We start from the raw sequence: 17,219 nt of genomic DNA, 5'->3' as shown, positions 1-17,219 counted from the left end.
AAGTAACAGAGTTTTTTTAAAAGTTATTTCAAATTCTCATAAAAACTAGACTTTATCCTTTCCCACTTTTTAGGATCTAATGTGAGGTCATACATATGGAGTATCTTTTCTTTGAAGTCGTAAACTTCTAATGGTTCTTCTAAGGAGTATGCTTTTTTATTGTTATCAATTACTCCTTTTATTTCGCCTTCAAAACCGGGGAGTTTGAAAGTAGAACTGTTATTGCTATTTACCCAAGTAGCCCCCATTTCATTAAGGCAGTATACGCTATCATAATAATTATCGGATAACATATAACAGACATAAGCACCCTTGAAGAGATGCTTTCTTAAATATTCGAAAATATCGTTATCTCCAGGAATACCATGGTAAGGAGAAGAAGTGTATATTATATCTTCTGAAGGCACTCCTATACCTTCCAGTAAATCAACAAAAGCATCACATACAGCTTTGTCTTTTGAGGAGTGGCTAATAAATATCTTTTTCTCAAATTCTTTATTTTGATCAACTGAAAAAGTGATAGTGCTGTTTTTTTCAGTTTCTTTTAATGATGGAACTACTTCTAAATAAGGTAGTTCTTCTAGATATCTTATTATTTTTTTTTCTGTTTCTAAATGAACTGATTTATTATGAACAAATTCATTTCTAGTTATCGAATACAGATTTTGCGAATACCAAATTCTAAGCTGTTCCAATGAGTATAGAAGTGACTCAATATCATTATTCTCAAGAGATATTTTAAATTGATCTGTAAGATTGGTGAGCATAGGCTCATTAGAATAGTCGCGAAGAACGCCTATAATTCCATTTGCTTCGAATTTTAATCTTCTTAATGTGTCCATTACTTTTCCTCCGGCCTAATTTAATCCATTGCTTGTAAACATTTCATATCCAATTATATAACATAGGCTCCTCTTTTAACTAATGATTTCAAGGCGCTAATAAATATTAAGCTTTCACTCTTATTGAAGGCATAGTGATTGACTCCACTTTGGTAAGGTTTTTTAAGTAGACTTTATGTCTGCTCTTTTTTTATGCTTAAAATCTGTCAAGAAACAAAAGACTTACAATAACCGAAAGAAAGTCGAAAAGAATAATTTCTTCAATAGACAATTCGTACCTTTTTACATTTTAACTTTGTCAAGAAATATTCAATCTGCCATAATACAATTAATGTAAATTTTAAAAAATCTTTACGGGAGTGGGGGAATTTGCTTGCAACAAGTTTTCTTGAACAAAGGTAAAATTCCATATGAAATTGTTACGAAGAAACTAAATGACTGGTATACAGCGATAAAGAATAATCTTGATATGGAGGCTATTAGGTTAAAAAATGAAGTTGAGGAATTAATGGGGCGGATGGAGAAGAATCCAGATGTGATATTATACCACCAGCTATTAGACTTCCGACACGAAATGATGATTAGCTACCTTCAATCTAAAAACGAACAAGAGTTAAAAAATGCTTATGAAGCACTCCAAGAACATCAAGGCCAGATTAAAGGGATGTTGGATTATTACTTCTTTTTCTTTATGGGGATGTACGATTTCAAAAGAAAGGAATTGGTTTCTGCTATAAGCTCTTATAGAAGAGCTGAACAGTCACTAAATTATGTTGATGATGAGATCGAACATGCGGAGTTCTATTATAAAATGGCTGAGATTTATTACTATATGAAACAAACATATTTTTCGTTGAATTATGTTAAGAGAGCCATGCGTATTTATGGAAAGTATAAAAATTATGAAGATCGAATATTAAGGTGTAAATATATAACTGCCGGAAACTTGATTGATTCTTTAGATTATAATGGGGCGCTAGAAATATTTAAAGAGACATTAGAAATATCGAGGAAGATAAACAGACAGCTTCACGTATATACTTCCCTGTTGAATATGGGGATTGTATATAATCAGATAGGAGATTTTCAGAGAGCTTATGAGTGTTTAATTGATGCCTACAATTATTTTGAAAAAGAAAATCATGCATGTATTGAGAAGACCCTTTTTAATTTGGCTCATGTTCAAGCGAGAAGGGGCGATTTAAAGTCCGCTGGGTATTTTTATGAAAAGGGATATTCGGTTGCTAAAGAGAGGGATAATTCAGAATATAAAGCGAAATTTGATCTGTTGAAAGCAATTTACTTGACTGATGGGTGTTATAATCTAATTGATAATTCATTTTGTTTCTTTAGTACACATAAGATGTATGGTGACATTGAGGAATTTGGGTTTGAAGTTGCGGAAGTATTCAGAAAAAAGGGAGATGCGGAAAGGTCATCGAAGTACTACAGGCAAGTGATTTTAGCCAAAAATGAAATCCAAAAAGGAGAGATGATTAGTGAAACGCAAGTTGATAGCCTTGTCACTAGTAGTAATATTGGGATTGAGTATAGCGGGAGTAAATAAAGTTGGAGAAGTTTCAAATGCTAAAGTATATCAAGTAGCCGATAGAGTTGAAACATAATTAAATGAAAGTGAGCTTTCCCTTTGGGGGCTGCTCACTTTTTTGGGGTGGTTACACTCTCCACTCAAATTTTAATTGTGGAGGCAATTCACTATCTCTTGGGGCATACCAGATAATTTTATTTATGAATGACATAAGTTCATGATTTAAGTCTGCTCCATCTATTGTATGCCAATTTTCCAGAAAGGAATCTAATTTGTTAGCAAAGGACTTTTTTGACTTTAATGCGTCTTCTTTCGTTTCCTCCAATAATTCACTCAGTTCTTTTTCCAATTTATTTAATTCTATCTGGCGTACTTTTCTTCTTTCCTTAAAAGATGAAATATTGATGAGTTCCTCTTCTAATTGAATTTGTAAGATGTTGAGAGCCTTTTTCGATTTGTTGATTTGTTCTTGTAATTTGTTTATTTTAATCGGTTTAATATCATTAACTTCTGTGTCTTCTTCGAGTTTTATTAATTCTGATGAGATTTCATGATGTTTTTCATATATAGCTTCAATTACGAGGCATATCATAGTGTCATGTTTGATACCTCTATTATTACATTTATTTTTCCCTAAAGGATCTGTTTTATTGCATGGCTGAATGGCAAGAGCGTCATTTCTATCTCTCCTTCGAGAAACGGTTTGTGTTCTGCCGCATAAACCACATTTGATTAAGTTAGATAGAGGATGTTTTTTTTGTTTACCTCTAGGAGAGAGAAGTTTTCTTTGATCTAAAGCCTCATTAGCCATATTCCAAGTCTCTTCATCAATAATTGGGGGAGCTGCATTTTCAGCGATTATCCACTGATCTTTTGGGCGCAATTTTCCTTCATATAAATTTCGCCCCTTTACACGATTTGATATTATCACGCTTTTATATATCTCGGCACGTATCATCCTGGTTATTGCATTTCCTGAGAAGTAGCGGCCTCTATTAGTTTTATAGCCTAGTCTGTTCAATTCTTTAGCGACTTTATCAACGCCTAAACCATCTATGACAAGTTGAAAAGCAAGTTTTACAGCGTCGGCTTTTTGTTGGTCAATTTCGAGAGAACGATCAAAACGGTTGTAAACTAGTCCATAATTTGGAACACCGTTTGACCATCTTCCCATTTTTGCGCTATCTTTTTTTCCTTTTCTTAGCTGTGCTTTGATATTTTCGTATTCCCAGTTGTTAACGAAACCAGTAAACTTCAAGGCCTGCCAATCTTCTTGGACTTCTAAGTCGTATATTCGTTCACTGTCCGTTATGAAGAGGATATCTTCTTGTCTGAGAAGGCTCATAAATTTTGGTGTCTCAGCATCATCCCTAGTAACACGAGCTAGGTTGACAGAAAGGACTGCATCAAAAATACCTTCAGAAAGTTTTGATAATAACTTCTGGTATTCGGGTCGATTTTCATTCATAGAGTTTCCAACCTCTTGAAATAGTTCGTAATCCCATTTGTTTTTATTTGCTATGTCAATTAGTCGTTTTCTGTGTTTCCTCAATGTTTCTTCAGTTTCTTCGCCTTCCTTATTACGAGATTTCCTGAGGTAGATAGCTACACGTTGAATTCTATTTTGCAATTCCACCATTTAATCACTCCATATTCAGAAAAAAAGGTATAAGAAATTTATTCATAATATAACATATTTTGAGTGGTTAGTTTAGTGGACATGACACCAGTGGCAACAGCTGTATCCAATACTTACCAATATGGGTTTGTTTTCTTTTTTTGCTTTGTTGAAGGCTTCTTCTCCCCACGGGTGCCAGTCAACAGGATTGTGAGCGTGTTGAAGGAGATAAGGTGATTTCTCAGCGATTAATCTATTGGGTTTGTTGTTAGTTGGCATGGAATCACCTTCTATCTATACAAATTTTTATTCAGTATTTGTCTATACATTATTTAATATACCAAAAAACAAAAAGAAGAGATCTTTTGAGGTAACCTCTACTTTCTTTTTATTAGTGAATGTGGTTTACAGTTTACTGCTAATACTGCTTTTTTTGAAACTGTTGTATTCAAATAATCAATTTATCCTTGGAAGATAAAATGCCTGTAGAAACACGCCACATTATTGGTTATAAATTTTTCAGCCCGTATCATTCTAGTGATTGGATTCCCGAAAAGTGGCGGCCCCTGTTTGTTCTGTAACATAACTTGTTTAATTCAATTGAACGGTTATAAAATAGCGTATAGAGTTCCTTTTGATCATCTTCCCATTTTTACACTATCTTTTTCCTTTTCTTAGTTGAGCTTTGATATCTTCATATTCCCAATTATTAACGAAACCAGGGAACCCAAGGCTTGTCAATTCTCTTTGACTTCTTGGTCATATATTCGTTCACTGTCAGTTATGAAGATAATATCTTCTTATCTTAGCAGACTCATAAACCTTGGTGTCTCAGCGTCGTTTCTTGTAACACGAGCTAAGTTTACGGAAGGGATTGCATCAAATATAATTCCGAAATTATGGTTATTAATCTTTGATATTCGGAGTGATTTCGTTCATGGAGTAGCCGATCTCTTGGAAAAGTTCATAACTCCATATTTTAAGATGTAATTAATTGATAATATAACAAATTTCTTAGGTGGTTAGTTTAACACTAAGAAAGAAATTATAACAAAGCGTAGCTTTAAATTGATATAATATGGGAAGAATATTTCATTATTGTTGTTGTTTAAGAATGTGATTTTTGAAAGAAAATAGAAAATTTATATATAAGTAGATTTATATACAGGCTCTAGGATTTAAAGGAGGGGTGGCTAGTGAATATAAATTCTTATCCTAGCTTGAAAAATTACAAAGCACGTGAAAATACAGGTTCAAGGTCTTCAAATAGATTAGCCATGCAAATTAGCTTTGCTATGTGGAAGATTTTTGAATTATATCGAACCGAAGATTTTACTGTCGCCATGGATTGTATTGATGATGTTGTCATATTTAAAACGTCAAATAAAAATCGAACCATTGTGACTTATCAATTGAAAACAAAGGATTCTACTACTGGAAATTTCGAATTAAAAAAATTAATAAATGATAATGTATTTCTGAAAATGTATGACCATATTGAGAAAATAGATACGGATGTTGAAGAGATATATTTAATAACCAACAACCCATTAAAATTTAAAAAGAAAATGGTTCATGCAGAACGGATTCTATTTGATGACTTAGATACTGATATTAAGGAACTAATTAAAGAAAATATGTCTGGGAGCCCAGTTTTTGCTGATAAAGGGTTATCAACCAAGTTTATATATTCTTTGATAGACATGTCATTCCATAATCATAGAGAAATTAGCCAAAATAGATTAAATTCTTTATTGATGGAAGAAGGTATAGATATTAGCATAACAGCTGCCGATGCACTTTTTAATACTTTGCAAGATATTTTAACAAACAAACAAAATTATGAGTTCAGTTTACAAGATAAATTTAATACTATACTTAATAAAAAAAGTTTTTCGAAAACGGAATTTGCATCATTATTAGATAGCTCAAAAAAGATTAATGCTGATGTTCTATCTTTCGAGGATATTGTTAACAAATATAAAGACAGATCTCTAAGTTTAAAAGAAGAAAGTTTATACAGGAGAGCAATGGCTAGTGTTAAAGAAAAGTTGAATAAATCTCCAAATATATTACAAAACATAAATACAGACATTTATCAATTTGTTAAAGAACAAATTGATACTAATGAAGGATTAATGAGAAGTGAGCTAGTCATGCTTTTGCAAAGTATTTTTGATGACAAAGTAAATCTTGAATTATCTAAAGAGGAAAAAGAAATTCTTTATATGCAAAATATTGAATTGGCCCTAAGGGAGGGATAAAACTTATGAATAAAGTCATAATTAACAAGTTGTTTATATTTGATGTAATTGAAAAAAAATCAAAGAGTGTGAATTTTAAGGATGGTATTAATATTATTACGAGTAAAGGAAATCAGTTAGGTAAATCGACTATAATGAAGTCTATTTATTATACATTGGGTGCAGAAGTATTCTTTGCTGACAGATTAAATTTAAAAAGTAAAATCCACATCTTAGAGATAAAAGTGAATGATAAAAAAATTAATTTTATTAGACATGGCAAAGTTGTTGTGATACAAGACGATAAAAAAATTTTTAAGTCATCGAGTGCTTCAGACTTGTCACATAAGCTACATGATATATTTGGATTCAGTGTTTTTATAGAGGACAAACAAAAAAATTATGTAATAGCTCCGCCTGTTTTTCGTTATATTCCTTATTACATTGACCAAGACCATGGTTGGACATCAGAATTAAAATCTTTTGATAAATTAGGCCAATTTGATAAAAAAAGTAGGGATTTATTATTTTATTATCATTTAAACATTCTTGATGAGAACTATGGAATAAAGTTGAAAGAAAAAAAAGAACTAGATGTTTTGATAAGTGGTTTAAAAACAAAAAAGAAAGAAATTTTAGGTTTACTTGCATACATAAGAGAAAACATTACAGCTTTCAATTCGGAAATGGATATGACAGCACTGCAAATTCAAAAGAAAGAGATACTTCATAAGTATAAAAAATATTCATATGATTTGAATAATATCAGAAGGAAACTTATAGAGTATCAAGAAGAAATATATAAAATTGATAATATAATTGATAATTTAAGCAGTACTCTGAAAAAAAATGATAAAGTAAGAGCACATGTAAAACATCAGTTTGATATAGAATGTCCATATTGTAAGGAGCATTTTGAAATACAAGCTAATGACATATTAAAAATTAATTATAATATTGTAGATTTAGAAGCATCAAAATTAGAAATGCTAGATATAAAGGTGAAGTTGCAGGAAAAAATCAAAGAAGTTCAAAAAGAATATGAAGTTTATCAAGCTATGCTGAAAACTATTGAAGAAAAAAAAGTTGATTCAGAAAATACCCTTGAAGACATATTGAAATTTAAAGGATTACAAGAAACTAAAAAACAACTGAACACTGAGCTTGTAAAAAATGTGAGTGAAATAGAAGAAGAGTTGAAGAACTTAAAAGAAATAAAGCAAGATTTAAAAAAATGGGATGATGAAATTGATAAAGCGAATAATAGTTATAGAGATATCTTGAATTTAAATCTAATTAGATTTAATACAAATGAACACACATTACCTGAAAAATTTAATATTGGTAAAAACCTCAAAGCATCTGGGAGTGGGCAAGTTCGAGTTAATTTAGCTAGAATATATTCATTTATAAAACTTCTTGAAGATTATAACCCTGACGGATTAAAATACCCGTTAGTGATCGACTCTCCTAAAGGCGGAGAACAAAGTATTTCAAATAGTGAGTTGATTTTGAGATTGTTGACGGAGAAGGCGCAGATTTCAAACCAAATTATTTTGGCTACAATTGATTTTGAAAGCTTTTATAATGGAGATATTAAAAAATTCAACATAATTACTCTGGATAATGAGCCATATAATTTATTATCTGCTGAAGACTATCAAATTAATCAAGTAATAATCGATGACTTTGTTTCTTTATATTTTGAAGCAAATAGATAGTTAAAATAGCAAAAGGGGCGTTCTATTTTAGAACGTTCTTCATCATTCCTGTTTACGGAAAGGACTATATCAAATATTCATTTTGGGTATTTAACTGTTTATATTCTCGGCGATTTTCGTTCAAAGAATTGCTAACTTCTTGGAAAATTCATAACCCATTTGTTTTTATTTGCAGTGTTTCTTCATTTTCTTCGCTTTCTTTATTATGGGATCTTCTGAGTTAGATAGCTACACGGTTAATTTTTCTTTGCAGTTTCACCGATATATCATTCATAATTTAATGGTGACATAACGTATTTTAGGTGGTTAGTTTAACAAACATGACACCAACAACACGTTATTGAGCATATAAAAAAAGAAGCCACTACTTAGGCAGCTTCTTTTTATTTTTCTTCAAAACTTAATTACTCTAAATCTATACTTACTTCCTTTAAACTCTATTGGTAGATGTGCATATAAGTGAGCATTAGAGTGGGCTGAAAATCTTGTTTCACCTTTTTTCACATCATAAACAACAACTGTGTGGAACCAGTTTCCAGAGTTTCTATTATAGACTTGCACCACATCTCCAGTTGAAACTTTCTTTGATACTTGTGAGGCAGTTAAGTTAGAATAAACTTTATGTTTTTTAGTACCAACCCAGTATCCATAGAAATCTTTAACTCTGACCCAAGAAGTAGAGTAATTAATTGTAGATGTTCCCTGTACTCGATATTCCTTAACTGAAAACCAACCCTTTGTAGTCGAGGTATAATGACTGCCGTAATAACCTTTCAAGTTAGTAGGCATTCCACCTGCATGAACAACTTGAGATGCATAGTTTGTACAGTCTCCGCCTTTACCACCTAGGTAACCGTATAAGGAGTTGGATTTCTTATCCCAATTGTTTGTCATATATTTTTTGGCATTTGTTCTGTTATAACTCGAAAGAGCACTAAACTCTAGTGAAGATTGGGACTGCAAGTCTTTTACTTCATTATCAACTTCAGTATTTTCATCTTCATTTTTTTCTCTAATTTCTTTGATTTTTTTATTTAGTAAAGAATTGCTTAACACAAAAGGTTTTTCTTCAGTATCTTCAGTTTCCTTAGTAGCCTGTTCGAATTTATATTCTTCATTCTCGGCTAGGTAGATGCTGGCGTATGTTTGTATTAAGTCTTTATTATAGTTTTTAAAATCCAGTTTCGTTGCTGACTCTAAGAAATTAACAAATTGTTCTGATCCGATTTTGTAATTCTTTTTATTATTTTTAAGATACTTTAGGACTTCATTTTGAGCGTCTTTTAATGTATAAGTGTCCGTAGAAAATGTTTCAGTTTCTTTAGCTGATGTTACATTTGGTATGACAAATAAAGATAATATTAAAGACATTATGATGAAGCCAAAAAATCTTTTTTTCACTTTCTGCACCTCTGTTTTTCCATAAGCTAATTTGGTATAATCACTAGTGAAACCATTTTTACTATATCATCTTTTTGGATGATATTCAATTTTTTTCTATAAAAATATAGGAGTGGAGTATGTGAAAAAAAGAAAAATAATGAAAATAATCATTCCAGTAGTGATTTTATTGGGGATATTTGTTGTATTGTATTCGATTTACGATCAACAAGATCTTTATAAAGGAACAAGTAAGGATAATGAATGGAAAGTTTCAATTGAAAAGTCAGATAAGACATCAATTGGACCAAACTACTTTCTAAATCTATACTGGCAAGGTAGCGAAAGTAAAGAAAAAAAAATCACTATTAAACAAATTGAATTGATAGTGGATGGAAAAGTATACGAAGAGGGTGGCCCTTACCATCTATCTGAATATAATGGTGAACAATTAAAAGACGGTGGGAAAAAACCTAATCACGTTTCAACTTTTGATTATATGCCCGAGGAAGATATTAAGGGACACAAATTAGAGGTCAAGATAAAGTGGAATGAATCAAAAGAAAAAACAACAGTATTTAAATTAGAAGAGAAAAAGTTTTTGAATCTAGGTTTCTAAAAATTTGCAATAAAATTATTAAAAGGCAGCCGAAACTGGTTGCCTTTTGTGGTTATTTTAAGAGACATGACACCAATGGCAAGTCGAATAGCCGATGCTGACAAGAACCGGCTTGTTTTCGCGTTTCGCTTTTTCGAAGGCTTCTTCTCCCCAAGGGTGCCAGTTTACGGGGTTGTGGGCGTGTTGAAGTAAGTACGGTGACTTCTCTGTGATTAAGCTGTTGGGTTTGTTATTGTTTGGCATGGGATCACCTGCTTTCTCTTAAATTAATTAATCATAATTATATTTCTCAGTGTGTTGAGAAACATGTACCTAGCTTTATGATTGTGCTTTTTCAGTCATTTCTTATTTTTGTGTTTTATTTTATCTGGGCTAATTCTTTTATACAACTAGGTATAAAGGTCAAACCAGTTACTCCAAATTTTCCTCAAGGAAATGAATTAATTCTTGGCCTCCTATTAATTCCAACGTTGGCTTATCCCTTACGTATTCTAGAGCCCCCTTAGTGAAACCTTTATTAACAATCAAACTTGTTGCTTTTGCTAGAGCCTCCCCTAATGCTCTTGCCCTTTTTACATCTACATTCTTTTTGTGTCTTTTACATTCAATACTTATTCTGTGCTATGAACAAGTATAGAAGATATTATATTGTCTATTAGGATGATAGGGGGTTATTGACTTGGATGTGTTGCATGAATTGAGGGCGCAATATGGCAAAGACAGAATTTATGTCGAGATAAATGACCGTATTACAACAAGAGAAAAAAATCGAACCTGTAAAAGTTGATCTTCGACATTACCTTTCAGGCGATGAAAAACTTGGACATCGAGTCTATCTTCAAACTAATCCGCGGCGGAACAGACGGCTCCCAGCTGTATACATGGGGGGCCTTGCCACAAATATCTTAATACCTGCGGGCAAACTTCACGGCAAATACAAAATATATTTCCGCCGACAATATGGTGAAAGCTGTGAATGTTGTTGTGGAAAGTGCGAAGTTGTTTGAGAAAAGAGCATAGCATACTAAAGACAACGACAGCAAAAGATAGAGCTGTCGTTGTCTTTAGCCTAAAAACATCATACTGCTAACGAAACTAATAAACTTTTACAATAAACTTTTGTACTGACACTCCATTACTTCCAATAATATGAAGATCAACAGTCTGATATTTATTCTCACTATCGTTTAAAAATGTGAAAGTTACCGTTCCATTTAATAATTGATAGGGTTTTAAATCCGAAATTTTTTCCCCTGTCTTATTATCAATAAAGTCTATTGTCTCAGTTTCTTCCTCACCTCTCATCATTCTGTAAAATTCAGGGTGAAGTGTAAGCTTATCTTTTGTCGTATTTTTTAATTCGATTGGGATACGATACTCTGTTACTTTATTTCTCATTTCATCAATTGTATTAATTTTCTTTGCTTTTCTAAACGTATGAGATATTTTTAGAAACTCAAACGTTTCATTCGTGGTAACATTTTTTTCGGTTACTTTATAGTTGGAGTACTCCCCATTCACTTGTTGGTATCGAAATAAGCTGATCAAAATGAAAAAAATAAAAAAAACGACCGTTACTAAAATGATTTTTTTTCTAGTCATTTTTCTTTTCCTTATCGATCATAGTTTCTTTAACAATTTTCCCAGACTCAATATCATAAATAATATCAGAAATCTTTTGAAGCGTTTCTCTATCATGGCTTGCAACCAGAATTGTTTTTCCTTCATTTTTTAATGATAATAGCAATTGGTGTACTGTTTTAACCGCTTCTTCATCCAAAGCATTAGTCGGTTCGTCCAAAATAAGCAACTCCGGATTTTCCATGATCGCTTGAGCGATCCCCAAGCGCTGTTTCATGCCGAGTGAATACTTTCTGAACTTTCGCTTGTCATTTGGATCAAGACCCACACGAGAGATTACAGCAGAAACTTCATGATCATTGATTTTATTTTGAATCATAGATAGCAATTTCAAGTTTGCAAAACCAGTATATTCCGGAATAAACCCAGGGTACTCAATTAATATTCCGATACTTTCAGGAAAAGAAATATTTTTGTGTAATACCTTTCCATCAATAATTACTTTGCCTTCACTTGGTTTCACCAATCCCGATAACACACGAAACAACATTGTTTTTCCAGACCCATTAGGTCCACGAAATCCATATATCATTCCCTTTTTCAAAGATAAATTTATATTTTTAAGAACAATGTTCTTTTTGATAACTTTGTTTACACTTTCAACTTTAATATATTCTTCTGACACGAGTTTCACCTCAATCAAAGTTCTTTTTCATTATCGATGCTGTATTCATTAAAATAATCTTGGTTGATTAAACATATATATAGAACTACAGCAAATATTATCCCGAAACCGCCAATTAAATAAATCATTTCTGAAAATAATCCGGGTATCAACCAAGACGTCATTTCTAATGAAATCGGGTCATTAATTAAAGAAAACTCAAAGTAAGTATGAAGCATCTTATCAAGAATGACCACAGATGTGACAATGATAAAGCTGTATATGTACTTCTTAATAAACACATAACAAACGACTGCAAATAGTCCAATCATATGAAACAACAATAAGCTTGTAATGATATATCTAACCATCATCACATTCGATGAATAGTATTGATCCAAAGGTAATTTATTGCCATATAAAAAATAAGGAGCCCCTTCTGGCGATAGCCATACATTATCCCATCTTCCAGACAGAAAAACGCCGAGAAGGACTCCGCCAACGAGATACAGAATGGTAAACATTAAACAAATCCAAAAAACACGAGATAATAATGATAAAAATACTCTCTCTCGTTTTTGATAACGAATAAAACGGACTGAATCAAAAAAAGGCAGTACCCCGAAAGAAAGGAACATTAAAAACAGGGGCAACACTGGAAAGGCAAATGTATAGGAAGAGAAAAATAAATTAAGCGCCTGAGGCGGTCCCATTATCCCTTCTTTCGGAACACCTTCTTTTACCAGATATACTATACAAAGCAAAAAACACAAGAACCAAAAGCTTAAACGCCTTTTATGACGACACATATCTATTAAAACAAAACGAAGCTCGTTAACGAACAACATTTTTCTTAGCTCCTAGAATATATAGTAAAAGACCTAAGATGAACCCAACGATCAAGTGTAAAATAAGACTCTTCAAACTAACACCATCTGTAGCCTGTTCCTGCAAAAAGCTGGTTGAAATCATTTCTTGATGGCCAATCGTTGAAAGCAGCATGTTAATTATGTATAAACTTGCAAAGGGTATAAGTAAAACTATAAATGATCTTTTGATAAACATTCCCGCTCCCAAAGCTATACTTGCAAACATGCCGGAAAAAATGCCAATGATAATTACATATAACATCATATGAACAAAGGGATGTGTATAATATAATTCTGGAAAGAAGGTATTATCAGATGCCAAGGGCATCTCGTTGTTAATAGCTCTATCAGGCCTTATATTTGGAAGTTTCATAAAAGACAAATAGATATTTAACAATAGAGGAAAAATGGCAGTCACGACTCCAGCTAAGAAATTAATGAAAAATAAACTGAAAAAGTATTGTGTATGCTTGCCTCGGATCATTAAAAAACGAATAAACCCAGTTGAACGATCTCTTGCGTAAAGATCCGATAATGGAAGTGTTGCCAGAATTGGGAGCAAGAACATGTAAAGAGCCGGATAATCGGAGATTCCACCTATCCCCATCCATTTTGTATAGGGGGTAAAAGAAACCCCTCCAGTTAGTTCCAAATGTTCTGTTAATGGCATTTCCTCTGTCCAAAAATAGGCCGTGGCCAAAACTGCTCCAATTGCCAATGAGACATAAAAAGACGGTCGTTTTAGTAATCGAAATAGCAGTAAATAAAACATAAATTTCCTTCTCTCGCTTTTATTAAATATAGAAGCGACTCAGAAAAACCTGAGTCGCCGACTTTCATATGACTTTTTCATAATTTCAGTCTTCTGATCTCATCAAGGACTCTTTGGATCATAATCAGGACTCCACTTACCATATGCATGACCAGCTGCATTTTTCTTTGCACCTATTGTAACAGAAGGTGTTCCCAAGCCAAACCATGTGTTTTCAACAGCCAAGTTCCATAGTAGTTTTCTTCCATAGTAGTTTTTCTTTATTGTATAATAGTGCCCGCCTGAAACATCTTTTCCGCGAGATCTTGCCCAAGCTTCATAAGAAGTATTATTTTCTGTATTAAACATATAATAATAAGAATCAGTAAATTTTGTTCTGGATTTGGTTTCGTCATAAGGGTTTCCTTTTAGAAACCGAAAATTATAATCTGCATTCTTATAGTTTGCGGTTGGTTCTCCTGCATAAGCATGCATAATTCCTATAGTAGAAAGAGATAATCCCAGTACTAAAGTTAGTGTAGTTATTAGCTTCTTTATCATGTGTTTCTCCTTATTGTTTTTCTAAAATAAAAAATTTATCTGCAACGCCGATGCAATCACCATTTTTATTTAACCAAATCATTCTTAGCGCTATCTTTGCTTTTTTGCCTTTAAATTTAGGCAAATTGATTAAATAATCATGGTCTGCATCTTCTCTTTCGTAAGACTGTTTCCAACTATATGTATGTCCTTTATCATCTTTAACCTTTCCCAATATGGTTGACGGAAACGGCTCTTTCTGACTAAAGGTCATCGCCAGTTCATAATTCTTAGGAAGCGGTCCGACTTCTATTTTCTTGCCTTTAAAAACCCTATCAATTCTCACATCATTATTTTTTATTTGGCCTTGATAATAATGATTACCCTCCAACTTATTCCAAAATACAACCTCGAATAAACTTCGACCTTGTTCGGTATCAAAATAAAAAATATTCGGTCTTTCTTTATTGTTGTTATCCAAATCTTCAATCCTTATAGAAGGATCTGGGGTTTTTTCTTTTATTACGTTATTGTATTTGTTTGTTTGACATGCACTAAGCATAGTTATAGCAATTAGACTAAAATAAACCAAAAATATTTTTTTCACTTTCTTCTCCAAAAAACCCTTAATTTGTACCGGTACTAAATGATTATAACATATATTAAAAGAAAATAATACCTTTTAATTTATTTATTTCAAATGCTGTGTTATGCTAATACCTAGTTGATTTATAGGAAAGGAATTTATTTTATGAATAGTTTATTCTTGCTTTTTAAAAGGGACTTGGCCCTTGGAGTTAATAAAACCACCAGGGTTTTCATTATATTATTTATGATTGCGCTATTGAATTTTCTTTATCCTCTGTATTTTCTTCGTACTAACATACCTGACAGTTCTATTGCCTTTTGGGATCTCATTGGTAAAACCTTTTTAGGTGTCCCTTTTGAACTTGTCCAACAACATACATTTGAGTTTCCTTTTGGGTGGTTACTATTTCAGTTAAGCGGGGCAATATTGATCAACACATACATAAAGGATGATCTATTTGCTCACAGTGCTTTTGTCAGGATCAGAGCAAAATCAATATTCAAATTATGGGTAAGCAAGCTGTTTTTTTCTTGTACTGTAATCATTGTGTTTTACATATCATTATTGTCCTTAACTTGGGTTGTTTGGAAATTGAGTGGGGGTACAACATGGGAGTTGACAGTTTACGGCGAAAGCATTTTGAGATACTCATCATTTCAATTATCCTATAGTCAAATAATTATTTATTCTATTGTTTTAAATATAGGCGGAACATTTCTCATTACTTTTATTTTTGCATTTTTTTCGTTAATCTTTAGTACAATTTATAGCTTCGTAATTTGTAGCTGTATTTTGTTTTTCTCAATTTTTTCAGATAGCCCGATATTACTTGGAAATGAAAGCATGTTGATTAGACATCCTTTATTTGGTTTCTCTCCTGTTGTTTCTATTAGTATTTCATTAGTCACAATACTTACTGTTTGTATTACCCTCTTAATTGGAGGAGGTTTATATCTATCAAAGTGTGAATTGATATCTGATGCAAAAATGGAATAATATATCTTAAACACACTAATCTGGGGTCTAGAAATTTAAAGTAGCTTTTGAATTTATTATCAAACTTTTTTCCTTGGTTTAAAACTGGATCTTCGACTTGCTGAAATAAAAATTCAGCACATGCTGTGTATCTGGAGCCTTTTGTATCCCCCTTTTCTGAATCCGTCAGAACAATACTTACATTGGCGAATGACAAGCAACCCATGATTATACTCTTGTATGAAGTGTGAAATAAAAAAGCTATACCCTACAACGTCAATTCGAATAAGAAACCACGGATAAAAGTATCCCCCATGCCGTCTTCATCTTTTGGGACAATGACTTTGAAATAGTCGGTAAAAAGCGACGGAACTGTTAATTGCAAAAAAGGCTGCCGGCACATCATCTATATCAACGGGAAGTATATCCTCCCGCCGATGCATATTAAAACAATGGATAAGAATGGCCATGTTTTATATTTGGGAAATTTATTGAAAATTTTAACTCCGGGGTTAAGGATTGGATGGATAGTGGGGCCGAACCAGGATATTAAATGCAGATAGATTACGGATGCAGGTTCATTATCCCAAAGGTTGCAGCGGGAGTGGTTTATATCCGATCAATATCAGCAACACTTAGAACATGATAATAAGTTCCTACAAACCATTCAGCAGTTTTTATATCTTTTAAGTATATTTTTCCTTCTTTAATTATTAGATGATCTAAGAAATGATCAACTTCCTCCATTGTGATGTTTTCGTACCGATACATATCTCTTAAGGTATAATCGATTCTGTCAGCGCATAACTCAGGAGCTGGCTGTTCGAGCAAATTCCAATTAGAGGTGTCTAATAGAATGTCTTTGTAATTTAATCCATATGTACTGAGAATATGGGGGATTTCTGAATCAGTTATGATTTGATGATAAATGTTTTCGTGATAATCCTCATTTTTATTGTTAAATACAAAATCAATAACGTGTGAAAATGCAGTATGAGATACATCGTGAAGTAAACCTGCGATCTGTTCTTCTAAAGAGCCGCCCAATTTTTTTATGAGAAGCATTACGCCTATGGAATGTTCATACCTCGTGACATTCCACTTTTGATTCACAACATAACTTGCTCCTCCTTGGTAAACACCTTTTAGTCTTTGTACTGGATGACTGAAAATAAGCTCTTCAAGAATTCCATCTACAACATAATCGCCATAAATACTATCTGTTATCTTCATTTTCCTTACCCCCCTTTTATGCGCTAAGCATGGCAAAGAAGCTGC

The 17,219-nt window shown here is 32.5% G+C and carries 15 protein-coding genes and 4 pseudogenes; 6 read left to right on the top strand and 13 right to left on the bottom strand.

What is annotated here, in order from left to right; genetic code table 11:
* Positions 1-23: 23 nt before the first annotated feature.
* Positions 24-842: a TIR domain-containing protein gene (locus JNUCC22_RS19160; protein WP_216062016.1), complete on the bottom strand. Its 819-nt coding sequence runs from the start codon at positions 840-842 to the stop codon at positions 24-26.
* A gap of 373 nt (positions 843-1,215) precedes the next feature.
* On the opposite strand from JNUCC22_RS19160, the gene JNUCC22_RS19155 reads away from it, so the two are divergent.
* A complete protein-coding gene (locus JNUCC22_RS19155; RefSeq protein ID WP_216062015.1) occupies positions 1,216-2,409 on the top strand; it encodes a Rap family tetratricopeptide repeat protein in 1,194 nt (397 codons plus the stop codon).
* A gap of 109 nt (positions 2,410-2,518) precedes the next feature.
* Here JNUCC22_RS19155 and JNUCC22_RS19150 read toward each other — a convergent pair whose 3' ends face one another.
* Both JNUCC22_RS19150 and JNUCC22_RS19145 read right to left on the bottom strand, forming a co-directional pair.
* Positions 2,519-4,030: a recombinase family protein gene (locus JNUCC22_RS19150; protein WP_216062014.1), complete on the bottom strand. Its 1,512-nt coding sequence runs from the start codon at positions 4,028-4,030 to the stop codon at positions 2,519-2,521.
* An 87-nt stretch (positions 4,031-4,117) separates the two neighbouring features.
* Positions 4,118-4,288: pseudogene (locus tag JNUCC22_RS19145) on the bottom strand (DUF255 domain-containing protein); the annotation flags it as partial.
* 917 nt (positions 4,289-5,205) lie between these two features.
* Between JNUCC22_RS19145 and lmuA the strand changes: the two are divergent.
* Both lmuA and lmuB read left to right on the top strand, forming a co-directional pair.
* Positions 5,206-6,273, top strand: coding sequence for a Lamassu anti-phage system protein LmuA (lmuA, locus tag JNUCC22_RS19140; protein ID WP_216062012.1), 1,068 nt, complete (start codon positions 5,206-5,208; stop codon positions 6,271-6,273).
* Positions 6,274-6,278: 5 nt separating this feature from the next.
* On the top strand, positions 6,279-7,973 hold the full coding sequence (gene lmuB, locus JNUCC22_RS19135; protein WP_216062011.1) for a Lamassu anti-phage system protein LmuB: 1,695 nt from the start codon (positions 6,279-6,281) through the stop codon (positions 7,971-7,973).
* Between the two features lie 393 nt (positions 7,974-8,366).
* Here the strand turns inward: lmuB and JNUCC22_RS19130 are convergent, their stop codons facing one another.
* Entirely contained in the window at positions 8,367-9,374 is a 1,008-nt protein-coding gene (locus JNUCC22_RS19130) for an amidase domain-containing protein (RefSeq protein ID WP_142389221.1), read from the bottom strand.
* A gap of 121 nt (positions 9,375-9,495) precedes the next feature.
* Here JNUCC22_RS19130 and JNUCC22_RS19125 point away from each other — a divergent pair, with 121 nt between their 5' ends.
* Complete coding sequence (locus JNUCC22_RS19125; protein ID WP_216062010.1) at positions 9,496-9,972, top strand: DUF4944 domain-containing protein; 477 nt, start codon at positions 9,496-9,498, stop codon at positions 9,970-9,972.
* A gap of 72 nt (positions 9,973-10,044) precedes the next feature.
* Here JNUCC22_RS19125 and JNUCC22_RS19120 read toward each other — a convergent pair.
* The 8 genes and pseudogenes from JNUCC22_RS19120 to JNUCC22_RS19085 form a co-directional block, all read right to left on the bottom strand.
* A pseudogene (locus tag JNUCC22_RS19120) lies at positions 10,045-10,215 on the bottom strand (DUF255 domain-containing protein); the annotation flags it as partial.
* A gap of 168 nt (positions 10,216-10,383) precedes the next feature.
* Positions 10,384-10,581: a restriction endonuclease gene (locus tag JNUCC22_RS19725; protein WP_224181425.1), complete on the bottom strand. Its 198-nt coding sequence runs from the start codon at positions 10,579-10,581 to the stop codon at positions 10,384-10,386.
* Positions 10,582-11,067: 486 nt separating this feature from the next.
* Entirely contained in the window at positions 11,068-11,574 is a 507-nt protein-coding gene (locus tag JNUCC22_RS19110; RefSeq protein ID WP_032865466.1) for a hypothetical protein, read from the bottom strand.
* Complete coding sequence (locus tag JNUCC22_RS19105; RefSeq protein WP_025650112.1) at positions 11,567-12,238, bottom strand: ATP-binding cassette domain-containing protein; 672 nt, start codon at positions 12,236-12,238, stop codon at positions 11,567-11,569. The genes JNUCC22_RS19110 and JNUCC22_RS19105 overlap by 8 nt, the downstream gene beginning before the upstream one ends.
* Positions 12,239-12,252: 14 nt before the next feature.
* Positions 12,253-13,065 carry a hypothetical protein gene (locus JNUCC22_RS19100; RefSeq protein WP_025650111.1) on the bottom strand — a complete coding sequence of 271 codons (813 nt, stop codon included), beginning with the start codon at positions 13,063-13,065 and terminating at the stop codon, positions 12,253-12,255.
* Positions 13,052-13,858 (bottom strand): hypothetical protein, encoded by an 807-nt coding sequence (locus tag JNUCC22_RS19095; RefSeq protein WP_025650110.1) that lies wholly within the window; start codon positions 13,856-13,858, stop codon positions 13,052-13,054. Before JNUCC22_RS19095 ends, JNUCC22_RS19100 begins: the two co-directional genes overlap by 14 nt.
* 102 nt (positions 13,859-13,960) lie before the next feature.
* Complete coding sequence (locus JNUCC22_RS19090) at positions 13,961-14,398, bottom strand: hypothetical protein (RefSeq protein WP_025650109.1); 438 nt, start codon at positions 14,396-14,398, stop codon at positions 13,961-13,963.
* 10 nt (positions 14,399-14,408) lie between these two features.
* A complete protein-coding gene (locus tag JNUCC22_RS19085; protein ID WP_076983302.1) occupies positions 14,409-14,984 on the bottom strand; it encodes a hypothetical protein in 576 nt (191 codons plus the stop codon).
* Between the two features lie 144 nt (positions 14,985-15,128).
* On the opposite strand from JNUCC22_RS19085, the gene JNUCC22_RS19080 reads away from it, so the two are divergent.
* Both JNUCC22_RS19080 and JNUCC22_RS19585 read left to right on the top strand, forming a co-directional pair.
* Positions 15,129-15,962 carry a hypothetical protein gene (locus JNUCC22_RS19080; RefSeq protein ID WP_025650107.1) on the top strand — a complete coding sequence of 278 codons (834 nt, stop codon included), beginning with the start codon at positions 15,129-15,131 and terminating at the stop codon, positions 15,960-15,962.
* Positions 15,963-16,347: 385 nt separating this feature from the next.
* Positions 16,348-16,582: pseudogene (locus tag JNUCC22_RS19585) on the top strand (hypothetical protein); the annotation flags it as partial.
* Positions 16,583-16,586: 4 nt separating this feature from the next.
* Here JNUCC22_RS19585 and JNUCC22_RS19075 read toward each other — a convergent pair.
* A pseudogene (locus JNUCC22_RS19075) lies at positions 16,587-17,174 on the bottom strand (HD domain-containing protein); the annotation flags it as partial.
* Between the last annotated feature and the right edge of the window lie 45 nt (positions 17,175-17,219).

This window comes from Bacillus sp. JNUCC-22 (assembly GCF_018861275.1).
Classification (GTDB): domain Bacteria; phylum Bacillota; class Bacilli; order Bacillales; family Bacillaceae; genus Bacillus; species Bacillus velezensis.
Note: the sequence above shows the minus strand (reverse complement) of the source record. Positions and strands in the feature narration are given on the sequence as shown.